This window comes from Clostridium beijerinckii, from assembly GCF_018223745.1.
GTDB lineage: Bacteria > Bacillota > Clostridia > Clostridiales > Clostridiaceae > Clostridium > Clostridium beijerinckii.
This window is the reverse complement of sequence record NZ_CP073653.1, coordinates 1,498,596-1,514,411: the sequence shown is the minus strand read 5'-3', so window position 1 is coordinate 1,514,411 and position 15,816 is coordinate 1,498,596. Positions and strand designations below refer to the sequence as shown.

The window sequence follows — 15,816 nt, the reverse complement described above, 5'->3', positions numbered from 1 at the left end:
GATAACAAAATATATTTTCTTCTAACGCACTAAAAATATACTTTGTAATTTCTGCTTAAGTCGCCTATAAAATTCAAAAAGGATAAATTAATATATTGATAATTTTTTGTATACACTTTTTAGTTTATACTTGTTATATCTTAAATCTTTGTAGTTAATATATTTGTGCATCAAAAACAGGAGCAGATTAAGTACCATCTGCTCCTAATTTATATATGTTCTATATTTAAATTCTTTTATACAAGCTAATGACATGTACTTCCCAAAACTCATCTACCCATAAACCAACTATTGTATCAACTGAAAAATTCCAATTTTTAATCAAATTTGTAGCTTCTTCTATTTGCCTATAATGAACCTCAGCATCCACTGGATTCGCAGCACAGTCATAATGGCCTACCAATCCAATTATTTTGGATTTATGAGCTTTAACCGAAATATTAATCTTATCTTTTAATCTACTTGAATAAAACGGATTCCCTTCTGACACTATCTTATCCATTCCAGGCTCAGTTATTAAATCTACATACTCCACATTAAAATTTTCTTTTATCCAATTTATTACTGGAATCTGAGTCCTTCCGTCAATACAATTTAAAACTGTCCCAAAGCTTTTTTTCATTCATACCACCTAAAACTATTATTCTTAGGTAAGATATGAATATAAGTTGGCGTTTGCTATCAATCTCCTCAAATAAACATTATATATTATTGTTTTTTAACTACAAAAATAATTATATTCATAATTCTTTATTAGAATCTTAATTGCTCTAATGAACTCTTAGATGCATTTTACCTCTATTCTATTACATTTGCTTCCATAGGGCTACAGAGTTCCTTTAAAATGAAATCTATATTTCATTTTTATCTCTAAATTCAATTTCTGTGCCCTCAGGAGCCTTTAGTTTAAATAAGAAACTATCCTCAACTTTGTATATCACTTCATTATTTTTAACCCTAAAATTGTTATAACCTAAACCTTTAATCCTGTTAAATTCCTCTTGAACATTATCCACTAAAAAGCACATATGAACTATTCCTTCGCTTAACTTATTCCACTTAGAAAGATTTTCTCCCTTCTTGCTGGTTTGTAACTCAATCATGAATGTTCCTAGTTTTAACCATGTATTATAATCTCTAGTATGGAAATTCTTTGTCTCTTCTACAATCTCAAACCCAAGAATATTTTTATAAAATTCAAGCGATTCTTTGTAACTATTAGTTTGAATGCACACATGGTGCATAGCTTTTATTCCCATTATTTTTCCTCCATAATAAATCTATTTATACTTGTAAATTTATCCATAATTATTCTATTTAAATACAACATATTGTCCCTCATACTCTGCGAAAACAGTTCCCTTATTTTTAATAACAACCTTAAGATCTAATCTACTCTTGTTATGTTTCGTGTATGTTTCGAGAAATTCTCTTCTTGTTTCATCCCCCAAGATTTCACATTGTGCAGTGAAATCTTCACGTATAGGAGCTCTATAATTTATATTACTTTTTTTAATTACTATCTGAGCCTTTGGATCAATTTCTTTAATATTTACAAAAACCATAGACCATCCGCATATTGTCATCAAAGTATTTATACTTCCTCCAAACGCTGTTAATTTATCATTTATATTAGGTTTTAATTTAGCAGCAAGTATAACCCTCGACTTAGTAAACTCTATAACACTTATGCCCATAGCTTCTGTAATTGGTATGTTGGTATGTAAAAACTGCTCAAACTCATTCTCACTCATTATCTTACCTCCGATGTTCATCTACATGTATTGTAGACAAAATATAATATTTATAAATTTTATCATATAACTCAATTCAAATCCAATATATGACATAATATTAGAATCAAATGATTATTATTCTAATATTGAAATATAATTGTCTTAACTTGTCAGACATGCTATTGTTATCTATATAAATTCTAATATTAAAGGAGCAATTATGAAAAATATTACACATTATTTATTAGTTTCATTTATTTTAATTTTATTATCATTCATAATGTTTTTCATTCACTATTTAGTATTTGGTCAATTGGAAAACACGATTTATTACTCTTTTATGAGTCTCTGTTTTATCCCTATAAATATATTAGTCGTAACCCTAGTATTTGATAAACTTGTAGAAAGACGTACTAAACTTGAACGCTTAAGTAAATTAAATATGTTAGTCGGATTATTTTTTAGTGATATTGGTTTTACTCTATTGGAAATAATAGTAGCTGGTGATGCGAATATACAATATTTAAATCTAGATTTTATAGACTTAAAAACTTCTAATAATAAACTAAAATCTTATGAACACATAATAGCCTTTGAAAAAATTAATTATCCTAGGCTTGAAAAACTAGTTCTCGGAAGTAGAGATATTTTATCTAACCTTATAAGTAATGAGAATATATTAGAGCATGAAACCTTTGCCGATTTACTTATGTCTCTAATGCATTTAAGAGATGAAATAGTATTTTTACAATATAAAACATTGACAAAAGATGACTCTACTCACATAAAAGGTGATATTTGCAGAGTCTATAGGGCATTAACTTCTCAATGGATAAATTACCTTTCTCACTTAAAGCAATTTTATCCTTATCAATATAATGGTGCCATCAAATTCAATCCATTTACAGTTACTAGCAGATAATAATTAAAGCAGGAGCTTTAAATTCTCCTGCTACAATTTCTTTAATCATTAATTTAAAGTTTAAATTTTATTTTACAATATTATGTTTATTTCCTTACCACACTTTGGGCACTTATTGTCTTTTATAAATACATTAGTTGAATAACCATTCCTCTCAATAAGCAGTTCATTGCAATTATCACAATAAGTATTATTATCAACTCCTTGAACATTTCCTACATATACATGTTTCAAGTATTTCTTTGCTTCATTTTGAGCTTCTGTTATCTTTTCTATTTTTGTAGCCTCATTCTCCATCTTATATCTTGGAAAATATCTGCTTAAATGAAGAGGTATATTTTCATCAACACTAGCTATAAATTCAGCTATTTGCCTTGATTCTTCTAAAGAATCGTTTTCTTCGCTGACAAGTAAAGTGGTAATTTCCACATGACAGTATTCACTGCACCTTTTTATAGTTTCTAGAACAGGCTCAAGTTTTGCACCACAAATATTATTATAGTATCTATTTGTATATCCCTTTAAATCGATATTCATAGCATCTACATAAGGAAGAAGCTTCTTAAGCGGCTCTTCATTAATATAGCCATTAGTAACAACCACAACACTTGTATCAGTATTACTCTCTTTTATTCCCTTTGCAGCATCATAAATATATTCATACCACATAAAGGGTTCATTATAAGTAAACGCAACACCAATATTGTTTTCTATGGTCGGAATAATGCCTATTAGTTTTTCAACGTTTATATATTGGGTTTGTGGCTTCCCCTGCGATATCTCATAATTTTGACAAAAGCTACACGTCATATTACATCCAAAGCTTCCAATTGATAAAATATCTTTTGATGGTTTGAAATGATATAAGGGTTTCTTCTCAATGGGATCAACTCCCATTGAAGTTACTTCTCCATAATTTATTGCAATAGGGACTTTAGATTCCAACGTTCTAACTCCACAAATTCCAAACTTATCTTCATCTATTAAACAATTATGTGGACATATCCTACATCTCACTTTATCCTTAACTTCCTCATAAAACGGTATTTTTTTTCCCACTCTTTATCACCTTCTTTAAATAAAGTATAAGTTATTCATAAATATCTTTGATTTTTAAAACTATACTATTAAAATCTTTAACTTTAAATAAATTTATTATCTATCCTTCCTTATATCTTACAACTTCAAATCTTTCTATCTTATAATCCTCGTCAAAATCTATATTTGCCTTATCACATGCAATTTGCAATTGTTCATCTACAGTATTCACACCTTCAAGATCCGGAAGCAATAACCCTCTTCTCATTCCTAAAGAAACAATGACTCCATATTTTTTAGGATCTAAATCTTCCTTATTACATGGTTCCGAATCCATAAGAACATCTACAGATATATCAATATCATCCATTTCATCTTCTGAAACTTCTGGAAATCTTGGATCACTCATAGCTGCTTCTATAGAATTTCTTATTATTTCCTCACCCACAGAACCTGTTGTTGGTGCAATTGTTCCTATACATCCCCTAAGATTGCCAAACTTCTTTAAAGACACAAAGACACCGTGTCTTTCATTTAATAGTTCTTTTGGCAAATTAGAGATATCTTCTATACTTTTTCCGTGAGAAAAATAATGATTTAAATTCTCCCTTGCAAGTTTTACATAGGAATTACTCTCATTTAGCTTTGCTTTCAGTTTTTCTTCTTTATATTTTGTTAGCTCGTCTAAATAGTTCCTATCTTGGTGCTGTCTACTAAGTTTCATTACTCCATATCCCACTCCAAAAGTTCCCTGATACGATAAAAGCTCTCCTTTTATTTCTTTGCCTTCCATTGCTCCAAGAAGTATATAAACCGAATTTAACCCACATTGTCCAGCCTCACTAATCATAGTTCTATTCATATTAAAGGCTCCTAAAACATCTCCTTTTTCGAGGTTACCTAAAAGAGCTTTATCAAACAATTCTCCATATGGTGAATATGAATATGGTCCTTCATCTTTAAGCTTATGCGAAAGGTCTCCACTTGCTATAATAACAGCTTTTCTATTTAATTCTTCTGCTACATTTTTTATCTCCATACCAAATTTATATAAGTTAATATCCCCTATCATTGAGTAAGTAATGTGAACTAATTTATAATCGTTGTAATATTTATTAATGAAATATAGTGGTACTATACTTCCATGGTCTAATTCATAATTAACATTATATCTACGTAATAATTCCCAATCTACAAGGACTGACGGAATTCCTTCTACATGACATGCAGTGCCAAGTTTAACATTAAATTCTTTATCTATAGGAATATCCATTTTTATGTTTGTACATCTAAATTGGCTTAAATCTCCTGAAATTCTTTCCTCGTCTGATATGGCTATTGCATCAGAAAACATTGTAGCATGAGGTGTTATAATTATTATTGTATCTGGTTTAATATCTGCTACTTCTCTCCCTATTTCATTGCATGCCAAACTTGTTTCCTCTATTTTCTTTTCTTCTCCTTTACCTATGTCTGGTATAATTATTGGCGGATGCGGCATTAAATAATAACCTAGTATATTTTCCATGTTCTCACCTCCTAATTGGAACTATTGATTTTCTCTAGATTTTTCATTTTCCTTAACCTTTTCTAAATAGTTTCTTTGATTTACTATATTTTCTTCGAAATTTTCTACTGCATGTTTAGTGAAATTTCCAACACTCATAATGTTCTTAAATTTATTACCTTCACTATTTCTACTCATTAGTTAAATTCTCCTTTCTAAAGAATTATTTAAGCTAATTTTCTTTAAATATATATGTTGCAATTCACAATGCATATTTCACAATTCACGATTAAACCTAAAATTCTTGCAATATTTTTAGAATAATGATGAATGATTATTTTTGCTAGATATATACGTCTTTAACCAAAACAGTTTCAAAGAAAATTACTTATCTCTCAATTTTATTATCCTTTTTATTAGTGATTTTTTTAATCTCTTCTCCAGAATAATGGAAATTCTGAATTGCTGTAGTCAAATCACTTCCTAAACTACTAATACTGTTTCTTTTATCATAAGGCTTATTCTTCATAAATTTGTCTCCCCGAACTCTAATTTATTTTTAAAAATTGGGTAAATTATTTTTATAGAGATAAATTTCTGTAATAAATCATTTCGTTTCTATTATTTCTATAAATATATTTATTATGCTTGCAGCATACTAAACTCATAAGCTAACAACTTATTATTAGCTTCTTATCAATATTAGTCTAAATCCTCATATAAGGGCTGAAATCCTATGGATTTGGCACTATTCACTGTATTATCTAATTTTTAATGGTTTGACTAATATTTTTTAACAATGTTATTATAATAATTATTCTTAAAATAATTATTAATTTACCTACTTTACATATTAAAAGTAAATTAAACAAGTATTTAAATTTCATTTATTTAATTTTAGGAATTATGTATAACTATATTTGATGTAAAGGATGATTAATGTGAAATCAACTACAAAACATGGAGATGTTGCAAAACTGAGTGCTGGAGGAGTACTTATAGCACTAGGTGTAGTTTACGGAGATATTGGAACTTCACCACTTTATGTAATGAAATCAATTATTGAAGGTAATGGAGGCTTGAAGAATATATCTGAAAACTTTATTCTTGGATCGTTATCTCTAATTTTTTGGACAATTACAATTTTAACAACAGTAAAGTACGTCCTTATAACTTTAAATGCTGACAATAACGGTGAAGGTGGGATCTTTTCACTATTTACCTTGGTTAGGAATCGCGCAAAGTGGCTTATTATTCCAGCAATGATTGGTGGATCAGCATTGCTTGCTGATGGGACGCTAACTCCCGCTGTAACTGTCACTTCAGCAATTGAGGGATTGGATTTAATTCCAAGTTTTAGGGCTTTTTTTGGCAGTCAGGTTGATATTGTTACAATTGTAATAATAATATTAAGCGCTCTATTTTTCATTCAGCACTTTGGAACTGATTTGATTGGAAAAATGTTTGGTCCAATAATGTTTGTCTGGTTCTCTGCACTAGCTATATGGGGAATTATCGGTATTTCACACGATTGGACATTATTGCGTGCCCTATCTCCATACTATGCAATTAACACTCTTTTTAGCAGTGAAAATAAAGCAGGTTTTTTTATACTTGGCAGCATATTTTTAGCAACTACAGGTGCTGAAGCTCTTTACTCAGATCTTGGGCATGTTGGTAAATATAATATTTATGGTTCTTGGCCATTTGTTAAGATATGTTTATTATTGAACTATTTTGGTCAGGGAGCTTGGTTATTATCAGCTAGACATAATCCTACTTTTACGAATATGGAAGATTTAAACCCATTTTTTCAATTAATTCCATCTTCTTTTTTAATTTTTGGTATAATAATTTCAACTTTAGCGGCAATTATTGCTTCACAAGCGCTAATTTCAGGTTCTTTTACTCTTGTTTCTGAAGCAATTAAGCTAAATTTATTTCCAAGATTACATATTATGTATCCATCTAGCACTAAGGGACAACTTTACATACCTTCGATTAATAAATTTTTATGGATTGTCTGTATCGGAATTGTTCTCTATTTTGGAAATTCCGCAAGAATGGAAGCAGCTTACGGATTATCGATTACAGTTACTATGTTGATGACTACTATTCTTTTATTTAATTACTTATTGAAGAAAAAAACACCGCTCATTGCTGCTGTATTAATCCTTGTTTTCTTTAGTGCATTTGAGTTTTCTTTCTTCATTGCAAATATTGTTAAATTTACTCACGGAGGATTTATTGCTGCTTTAATCGCTCTTGCAATCTTAAGTGTTATGTATATTTGGATTAAAGGTTACTATATTAAAATGCGTTTATTAGAACATGTCCCAATTGAAAATTATAAAACCCAACTTAATCAATTGCGCCAAGATAGTGATCGTCCTAAGTATACAACAAACCTTGTATGTTTAACTAGCAGCCATGATCCTGAACAAATCGAAAGAAAGATAATGTATTCCATTTTAGACAAAAGACCTAAAAAAGCAGATGTTTATTGGTTTGTTAATATTGCTGTTACTGATGAGCCTTATGTAGCAGAATATTCAGTAGATACTTTAGGAACATTATATATTGTAAGAGTTCAAATAAGACTTGGATTCAGAGTAGAACAAAAATTGAATGTCTTTCTACGACAAATTTCAACTGAGTTAGTTGAAAATGGTGAAATAAAAATTCAATCTAGAAACTATACAACTATGCCAGATAGAAAAGTCGGAGATTTCCGTTTTCTTTTAATTCAAGAGCAGCTTTCGTATGAGACAGCTTTAAATTTCTGGGAAGAATTGATACTTAAATCAAAATTATTCATAAAAAGATATACTGTTTCTCCAACCAAATGGTTTGGCCTTGAGAATAGTGATGTTGATGTTGAAAAGGTACCTCTATTTATAGGGAAATATGACCATACAACTTTAAAAAGAACTCCAAAATAGCATTATTAAATTAACTAAATATTTAAATATAACTGTCCACAATTTAGTGGGCAGTTATATTTTTTCTCTAAAATATTTATTTAATTTTTACAGTTTATTTTTTCTATAGCTTTATATATAAATATAAGAATTGTTCCTATTAAGTATGAAATGATATCACAAAAATCAAAAGTTGATCCAAGAATTATTTTTGCTATTTTAAAATCTTCCATGTGCAAAATAGAAACCAAATTAAAATACTGTCCTATCTCAATTAAGCAAGCAAATATGAAAACATATATTGGTGAAACCTTCTTGGTAAACACTCCAATAAAAAAATAAATTAAGCATACAACTAATACATCTCCAATAAAAGGTCTAATTATATTATCATGTATAAAAGCTCCAATATATACTTCTATTAAAAATAAGACTATGAAAATATATAAATATTTGTAGTTTACTCTCATATGAATCCCTCCCATTAATCTGGCTTAAATATATAATTTTTTACGTATCCATTGAAATAATTTATATCAGCATAGACCAATCCTAGACTACTGTGGTCAAGTTCAGTATTGTGCTCCCCAATATTTTCATTATAATTTGTTAAGGCTTTGCCGTCATGATCAGTTCCTATAGAATAAAAAACAATAAGGATAGAATTACTGAATTTCTATCCTTATCATATATTCTAAATTGATTTATGTTTTATATTATACTCTAATCCACCATAAAAGCTTCTTTAAAGTATTCTTCTTGCTGCGTAAAAGTTATATACTGGACCGACCTTAACAACATCACCTGTTTGTGGTGCATGAATCATTTGTCCATTTCCAACATATATTCCAACATGTCCAGCATGAGGGAATACTAAATCTCCAGGTTGAAGTTGATCCTCACTAACAGGTCGTCCAACATCAATCTGTGTATAAGTTGTTCTTGAAATATCTATCCCTGTAGCATGCTCATAAACATATTCTGTAAATCCTGAACAATCAAATGTACTTGGTCCTGTTGCTCCCCATACATAAGATGCTCCTAAATGCTTATATGCCTCATTAAGGACTGCTTGTGCACTACCTCCAGATGGCGCAGCTACAGATGAACTTGATTTCTGACTACTTTTTGATTTGACGCTTGATTGTACATTTGAAGCTACTACTGATTGCTTTACACTTTCTGCAGCAATCCTATCTTCCTCTTGCTTCTTTTTAGCCGCGGCTGTCTTTCCTTTTTCTATTTTATCATTGATTTCCTTAGTAACAATTGGGCTCTTAATTTGACTATCCCTAATACTAATTAACTGGTTAACTGCTCCTTGAATCTCTGTTGATGAACTATTTGAACTATCAATTATATCAAACTGATACTTTACAGCGTCTCTTTCAAGTTGTGATAAATACTGTTCATCAAATTTACTTTTTTCTGCCTTAGCCTGATTAGCTAATTGTTCTTCTTCTTTCTTTTTTTGTGATAACTGATTTAAATTATCCTGTGTTTCTTTGTTAAGCTTGCTAATTTCAGCTTTTTTATCGTCTAATGACTTTATTTTAGCATTTAATTCATTTTTCTTGTTATTGATATCTTCTATGTAAGACTTGTCTTTCCCTACAATCTTACTAACAGCCTGCAATCTCGAAAAAAATTCAGTTGTTGAATCCGAGTTAACGACAAAATTTAAATAATTAAATTCCAAATCTCCTGATGCATACATAACTTTAACTCTTTGTCCTAAAGCTAGATCTAAATCATTGATGTCTTTTTTGTATTGCTCAATATCCTTTTTTGTCTTCTCAGTAATTTTATTAATATTATCTATCTCTATTTTATTTTTATCCACAGTTGCTTGTAATGGCTCCATCTGAGTATCTAAATCATAAATTTTATTTTCAATATCTTTTATGTTATTTTCTATTTCCGCATATTTCTGTCTAGAAGCATCCAACTGTGCATTATCAGGTGCTGCAAAAGCAGCTATGGAACTACTTGTAGTGATTACTGTTGCTAATATAAGTGCTAAAACCTTATTTTTCATAATACCGTCGGTTGTTACAACCCTTTCCCCCTTTGTCATCCCCTGTTATACATAATTATAGCACTTTTAGTAACCGTCAACAAACCTCATATATGCTGTGATAATACATTAAATTAGTTTTTCTTCTCTATTCTTCTATTCTCCTTAAAAATTTGGTAAAATATTCACATTTACTTAAGTTGAGGTTTATAAATATTTTTATATACGTTAGCATATTTTATATAAGAATGCAGACTTTTACAATAAGAATATTTTTTGATTCGCCACTACTTTTTCTATAATTTCACTATTAAATTTATTACTCAAAAAACTACTCCATTAATATTATTTTGATTTTTCACCTTTATGTTTTCCTAGTTAACAAAGTATTTATATCCATTAGATTTTAGTCTCATAAAAGAAAAAAAGCACTAACTTCCATATAAAGAACAGTTGTGCTTTCATTAAAATACTTCATAATTTATGACCAATACTATTTTAAACTAATTTGGGAAGCGTAGTCGCTCCATGAGGCATAAGGTTAATCGTAGGATTTTTATTTTGATTATTATCATAAGAAATTTTAAGTGCCTCTTCCAAAGTTCTAACAACAATAATTTTTGTATTCTTTAGCAAATCAGGATCAATTTCTGAAACCAAAATTAACCTATACTTTTCTCCTGTTTCACAGAAAAAGTACCCTACATATTTTGAGATAGTATAATTCTCTCTAAGATCTCTTTCTCTATCAAGCATATTGTCAAAATTTAATATCATATCATTAATATCTTTAATTTCTCCAATTCCCTCACTGCACTCAGCAAGTACTATAATGGTACCTCCTTCTACAACCGCTTCTTTGGCATTTATCAAAGTTTTTATTGATTGATAAAGATTTATGTCTTTTGGTGCCCCTCCTGCACTTGCAATAACTATATCTGATTTACTTCTTATATTGACGCCGTCAATACTATCCACCAATTTTCTTCCTGCCTCATGAGCTGTTATATAGTCTCCAGCAACCGCCCCAGCTATATTTCCATCAGGTCCCATGACTACATTAAACATAAATGCTGGTTTCACCATTGCTGCTGCTTGCATCATATCATCATGTACTGGGTTTTCTATAATATTACCCGAGCACACACTCTCTCTTGTCCCGCTTCCAAATCCATCATTTAACGAAAGTGAATGATTGGCTGATATTGTTTTAAATGATGCAATACCAGGAAGTATAGATTTTTTCCCTCCTGACCAGCCTACAAGAAAATGATAGACTATAGCTCCTGTAATAACTATATGATCAGATTCAACAGCTTTTTTATTTAACATAACAGGAGTGCCATAGCTTGTCTCCCCTAGATATGTCATACTTTCTTCATCGAAGCAATCATGATCGTAAACTTCAAATCTTTTTGATAGCTTTTCTCCAAGAAGTATTTCATGTTCTTCTCTTGTCTGTTTTCTATGAGTCCCCTGAGCAGATAAAAATATAATATCTTCGTCTTTAACTCCGCCTTCATTTAGTTCCTCTACGATTTTATATAAAAATTTATATGGCTTTTGCCAACTTCTTGTAATATCTGAAATTATTATACAAACTTTTTCACCTTCATGTACAATATCTTTAAGTCTTTCGCTGTCAATAGGATTATACAATGCCTCAGCTATAATTTCATCTTCTGTCTTACTCTTTTTAAAATCGTTGCTTTCAATTATCTCCAAAAGATTTTCTTCTTCAATAAAAGCCCTCATTTTATCTCTTCCATATTTCATATTAATTTCTTTCATTTATAGTCCCCCAATAACGAATTTGTTAACGCTTTCGAATTTTTATTGCCAATTTATCAAAGTTTTCCATCTACTTTTAATATAATACAAATTTTAACTATAGTCAAATTAGAATTTAGAAATAGCCTTTTATTCTAACATATCTATTTAGACTCAAATATATTTAATCTTATATCAAAAAGTAAGAAACATGATTGCTTGATATCACTAAAAGAACAAAATCGCAGTCGACTGTGGAGCCAGAGATTTTTTTACGCATCTGCCTTTTCGAACGCATGTGAGAAAAATCTGCACATAAGAAATGGCAGCTATGCTGCATATAAGAACATTTTATGCAGGCGAATATATTTTCTTTTTTATTCTCTTTATAAAGCACAACATTCTTAATCAGCCTTTTCATAAGTTATCCACAGATTTGAATCGAATATAAATTCCTAGAGAATAAAAAAATCCACTATTCATTGATGCATAGTCACAGTATATAGGGATGGATCATACACTTCATGATAACATTCACAATATTTACTTAGTACTTTCTTGGATATATGAAAAAAATTAAAACCATGGAGAAACATACATCTCTATGGTTTTAACTTTATATATTATAATTTATTACAAGTATAATAAAATATCATATTTAATTTTGAAAATTCACTTTTTCTATATAGTGACAATTAACATCAATATGATTTAAAAATAATAATAATCTCTCATAAAGCGGATGAACCTTATCACCATATTTTGCTTCTAGACTTTCTCCTATGTCTTTAACATTTTTCTTTCCATCTATCTGCAATAATATCCAGCTTCCATATTCATCTAAAGTAATCTTTTTATACTCTGGAATTCTGAATTTAAGTTTTCTAAAGAACCTTTGGACCTTATGGTCTTGTTTTAAAAGTATAGTCACAATATTATCTTTATCCACTTCATACTCTAAATCATCAGATATTTTATATACTAATTCTAAAACATCTTTATTATTTTCCAGCATTTTTTACCTTACTCTTTAGAATTGGTATTGCAGTTGCTATTACTAAAACTATTAGTAATATGAATGCCATTCCATTAGAAGCTGCAAATCCACTTGGTTCAGCTCCACCTACAAGACCCGATATCTGGAATATTATCCCTATAAGTCCAAGAATAGAACCTCCAGCAACTAGTCCAGAAGATAAGCTTATACCATTTGAAACTTTAGCTTCTTTTTCCTTTTCAGATTTAGAATTCTTTTCTATAAATAGACGTACCAATGCTCCTGCCAATATTATAGTAGTTGTAGATATAGGTAAATAGAATCCTATAGCAACTGCCATTATAGGAAGGTTTAACATAAATAAAACAAGTCCCATAACAACACCAGCAATTACCATTACCCAAGGTAATTGGCCTGACATTATTCCAGCAGTTAGTGTAGACATTAAATTAGCTTGTGGTAATGCAAACGGAACATTATCACCAGTAATTGCAAGTTGATCTGAAAGTAATAATATAGTACCAACAACCACTGCAACACCTAGAATTCCAGCTATTGCAAAGTATTTTTCCATTTCTCTTTTGTCTCCACCTATTACAAAAGTAACCTTTTGAGATTGTGAGTAACCGCCTGCTACTGATATAGCAGTAACAATAAATGTCCCAAATAAAAGTAGTGATTTGTTGCTTTCAGGGCTCTTCCATCCCATTACAACAAATAATGATGTCACAATAACTATAGAAGCTATAGTCATTCCTGATACAGGAAGATTTGAAGTTCCTATAGTACCAGTCAAACGACCAGAAACTATAACAAATAATAATGATAAAAACATTGATAAAATAGAAGCAAGTATTGCCATTACTATATTACCATTAGATGCTACAAAACCACCTACAAATCCTAATATTATACCACCAAGTAATATCATATTTTCAACAGATGAACTCTTTCCACTATTTGAAGCTTTAGCATTAAGAGTTTCTTTTATAGAAGATATTATAGTCGGAATAAGTTTTATAGCGCCTATTAAACCACCAGAAAGCATCATTCCTGCCCCTATATATTTTACATAGCTACCAGCTATATCTTTAACTTGCATAGCATTTATAGCAACATTAGGATTATTCCACACAGATCCTCCATCTCTTCCAAGACTTGAGAAGTAACCTATTAATGGCATAATTCCAAAGTTAGCTAGTATAGCTCCAGCAAACATAGTTAAAGAAACCTCCATACCAACTATGAACCCTATTCCTAATAGTAGAGGATTAACTTCAACTTCGAATTTCCACTTATAAAACGACTCATTTACATAACTTATAACATTGTTAACTAAATTCAAAAATGAACTTGTTATAACAGTTATAATACCTCCTATTCCAAAACCAATTCCCATGAACTTCATTGATTCTCCAGCACCTTCTGAAGCAACAAGTGTTTCAGATATAGCCATTGATTCTGGATACATTAATTTACCATGTTCTTCAACAATTAAGTAATTGTAAACAAGAGAAGCTATTCCTATACCAAATAAAACTCCAGCTGCTCCAACAGAAAAACCTTCTATGAAACTAACTTTAGAGCCTATTAAAAGAATTGCTGGTAATACGAATATTACACCACTAGCAACAGATTCTCCACCACTTGACATACCTTGAACTAAATTTTTACCAAGTATGCCTTTTTGCTTTGCAAATACAGCTATAAACCCAGACCCTATTATAGATCCCGGTATACCAGCAGCAACTGTAAGTCCTGATTTCATTCCCGAGTAGGCCGTTGATGCTGCAAATAGAACAGCCAATATAATACCGATTATCAAAACTGAAACGTTTCCACCCGACTTCGAACCGTTAGAAATGTATGGAACATAGCTCTTGCCGGCTACACCGCCATATGCATCTTTGGACAATTTATTATTCATAAGGGCACCTCCTTTTATATTTTACAAGCAATATTATAACACGATTTTCATATAATACTATATTTTTTCTCTTCAATTATTTATATTTTTTTAAATATTTTTATCAAAATATTTAATTTTTTTGAAGATTTCCACACATAATAGATAAGTTTAGCAATATAAGACCATTACACTTTAATTCATCTAGTTTTAGAGATTAGCATATCAATAGAATTATGTTTTCCTATGATAAGCTATAATATTCTAAACATAAAAAATATACAATATATTCGTTTAATTTCCTAAATACATTGTATACTTTATGTTAACTCTAAATACTATGAATCACGTCATTAAAGAATTATTTTAAGCTTATTTGAATAATCAATTGCATGAGGATAAAAACATTTAAAGTCACTTTCAAGACCTTCGTAATTATTAATTAACTCCTCTATAGGATTTACTAATGGGTGCCTTGTGTTGACAAATCTTGTAGCAATCCTATCAACTGCTGTTTGAATGCCATGTATATCTCTGTAAGAAATGAGCCAGTTTTCTTCTATAATATAATTCATCCTTCTTAATAACTTATCTGGCAGACAGTAAGAAAACTTTCTAAGTATCTTATAAAAATTATCAGCATACTCTTCTAATGATATTGAGGAATAATCCTTCCAATTTTTAGCTAAGAAATGATCATAAAATATATCAATCAATACACCTGCCAAGCGTCTATTACTTTTTGAAATTCTTTTTCTACTCCTTAGGAAGTCTGGATGTGAATCCGTAAAGGTATCAAGCTTTTTATGCATAATAATCCCTTTTCTTATTGATTGTTCAAATTCATTTTCCAAAGACTTATTTACAAAGTCCCCTAAGAAATTTCCTAACATATTTTCTTCGCTATTATCTGCGAGATATATGTGTGCTAAATAATTCATTTTTTCTCCTTTCAAATTCCTACAAATAATATTCTAAATTTATAATTTCTATAACTTATTG

15 protein-coding genes are annotated in these 15,816 nt (G+C 29.9%); 2 read left to right on the top strand and 13 right to left on the bottom strand.

Features of this window, described 5'->3' with window-relative positions; all coding sequences use genetic code 11:
* Window positions 1-226: 226 nt before the first annotated feature.
* The 3 genes from KEC93_RS06925 to KEC93_RS06915 form a co-directional block, all read right to left on the bottom strand.
* On the bottom strand, window positions 227-622 hold the full coding sequence (locus KEC93_RS06925; RefSeq protein ID WP_077868679.1) for a carbonic anhydrase: 396 nt from the start codon (window positions 620-622) through the stop codon (window positions 227-229).
* Window positions 623-851: 229 nt separating this feature from the next.
* Window positions 852-1,259: a VOC family protein gene (locus KEC93_RS06920; protein ID WP_077868680.1), complete on the bottom strand. Its 408-nt coding sequence runs from the start codon at window positions 1,257-1,259 to the stop codon at window positions 852-854.
* Between the two features lie 54 nt (window positions 1,260-1,313).
* Window positions 1,314-1,754 carry a YiiD C-terminal domain-containing protein gene (locus KEC93_RS06915; protein ID WP_077868681.1) on the bottom strand — a complete coding sequence of 147 codons (441 nt, stop codon included), beginning with the start codon at window positions 1,752-1,754 and terminating at the stop codon, window positions 1,314-1,316.
* Window positions 1,755-1,956: 202 nt separating this feature from the next.
* Here KEC93_RS06915 and KEC93_RS06910 point away from each other — a divergent pair, with 202 nt between their 5' ends.
* Entirely contained in the window at window positions 1,957-2,658 is a 702-nt protein-coding gene (locus tag KEC93_RS06910) for an MJ1433 family protein (protein WP_077868682.1), read from the top strand.
* A gap of 72 nt (window positions 2,659-2,730) precedes the next feature.
* On the opposite strand, the gene amrS is transcribed toward KEC93_RS06910, so the two are convergent.
* The 4 genes from amrS to KEC93_RS06890 all read right to left on the bottom strand — a co-directional run bounded on the left by amrS (window position 2,731) and on the right by KEC93_RS06890 (window position 5,732).
* Window positions 2,731-3,717 (bottom strand): AmmeMemoRadiSam system radical SAM enzyme, encoded by a 987-nt coding sequence (gene amrS / locus KEC93_RS06905; protein ID WP_077868683.1) that lies wholly within the window; start codon window positions 3,715-3,717, stop codon window positions 2,731-2,733.
* 100 nt (window positions 3,718-3,817) lie between these two features.
* Window positions 3,818-5,224 (bottom strand): AmmeMemoRadiSam system protein A, encoded by a 1,407-nt coding sequence (gene amrA, locus KEC93_RS06900; protein WP_077830326.1) that lies wholly within the window; start codon window positions 5,222-5,224, stop codon window positions 3,818-3,820.
* Between the two features lie 21 nt (window positions 5,225-5,245).
* A complete protein-coding gene (locus KEC93_RS06895) occupies window positions 5,246-5,401 on the bottom strand; it encodes a hypothetical protein (RefSeq protein ID WP_017210005.1) in 156 nt (51 codons plus the stop codon).
* A 190-nt stretch (window positions 5,402-5,591) separates the two neighbouring features.
* Window positions 5,592-5,732 (bottom strand): hypothetical protein, encoded by a 141-nt coding sequence (locus tag KEC93_RS06890; protein WP_017210004.1) that lies wholly within the window; start codon window positions 5,730-5,732, stop codon window positions 5,592-5,594.
* A gap of 412 nt (window positions 5,733-6,144) precedes the next feature.
* Between KEC93_RS06890 and KEC93_RS06885 the strand changes: the two genes are divergently transcribed.
* The gene (locus KEC93_RS06885) at window positions 6,145-8,145 is read left to right on the top strand and encodes a KUP/HAK/KT family potassium transporter (protein ID WP_307725779.1); all 2,001 of its coding nucleotides are present in this window, start codon (window positions 6,145-6,147) and stop codon (window positions 8,143-8,145) included.
* Window positions 8,146-8,225: 80 nt separating this feature from the next.
* Here KEC93_RS06885 and KEC93_RS06880 read toward each other — a convergent pair whose 3' ends face one another.
* From KEC93_RS06880 to KEC93_RS06855, 6 genes are all read right to left on the bottom strand, one after another.
* The gene (locus KEC93_RS06880; protein WP_077868685.1) at window positions 8,226-8,594 is read right to left on the bottom strand and encodes a ribosomal maturation YjgA family protein; all 369 of its coding nucleotides are present in this window, start codon (window positions 8,592-8,594) and stop codon (window positions 8,226-8,228) included.
* A gap of 275 nt (window positions 8,595-8,869) precedes the next feature.
* The gene (locus KEC93_RS06875; RefSeq protein WP_038457272.1) at window positions 8,870-10,162 is read right to left on the bottom strand and encodes a C40 family peptidase; all 1,293 of its coding nucleotides are present in this window, start codon (window positions 10,160-10,162) and stop codon (window positions 8,870-8,872) included.
* A 477-nt stretch (window positions 10,163-10,639) separates the two neighbouring features.
* Window positions 10,640-11,932 carry a lactate racemase domain-containing protein gene (locus tag KEC93_RS06870; protein ID WP_011968577.1) on the bottom strand — a complete coding sequence of 431 codons (1,293 nt, stop codon included), beginning with the start codon at window positions 11,930-11,932 and terminating at the stop codon, window positions 10,640-10,642.
* A gap of 637 nt (window positions 11,933-12,569) precedes the next feature.
* Window positions 12,570-12,926, bottom strand: coding sequence for a PqqD family protein (locus tag KEC93_RS06865; protein WP_011968576.1), 357 nt, complete (start codon window positions 12,924-12,926; stop codon window positions 12,570-12,572).
* Entirely contained in the window at window positions 12,913-14,835 is a 1,923-nt protein-coding gene (locus KEC93_RS06860; RefSeq protein ID WP_011968575.1) for an OPT/YSL family transporter, read from the bottom strand. Before KEC93_RS06860 ends, KEC93_RS06865 begins: the two co-directional genes overlap by 14 nt.
* Before the next feature lie 332 nt (window positions 14,836-15,167).
* Window positions 15,168-15,755: an acyl carrier protein phosphodiesterase gene (locus KEC93_RS06855; RefSeq protein ID WP_039772220.1), complete on the bottom strand. Its 588-nt coding sequence runs from the start codon at window positions 15,753-15,755 to the stop codon at window positions 15,168-15,170.
* Window positions 15,756-15,816 lie beyond the last annotated feature (61 nt).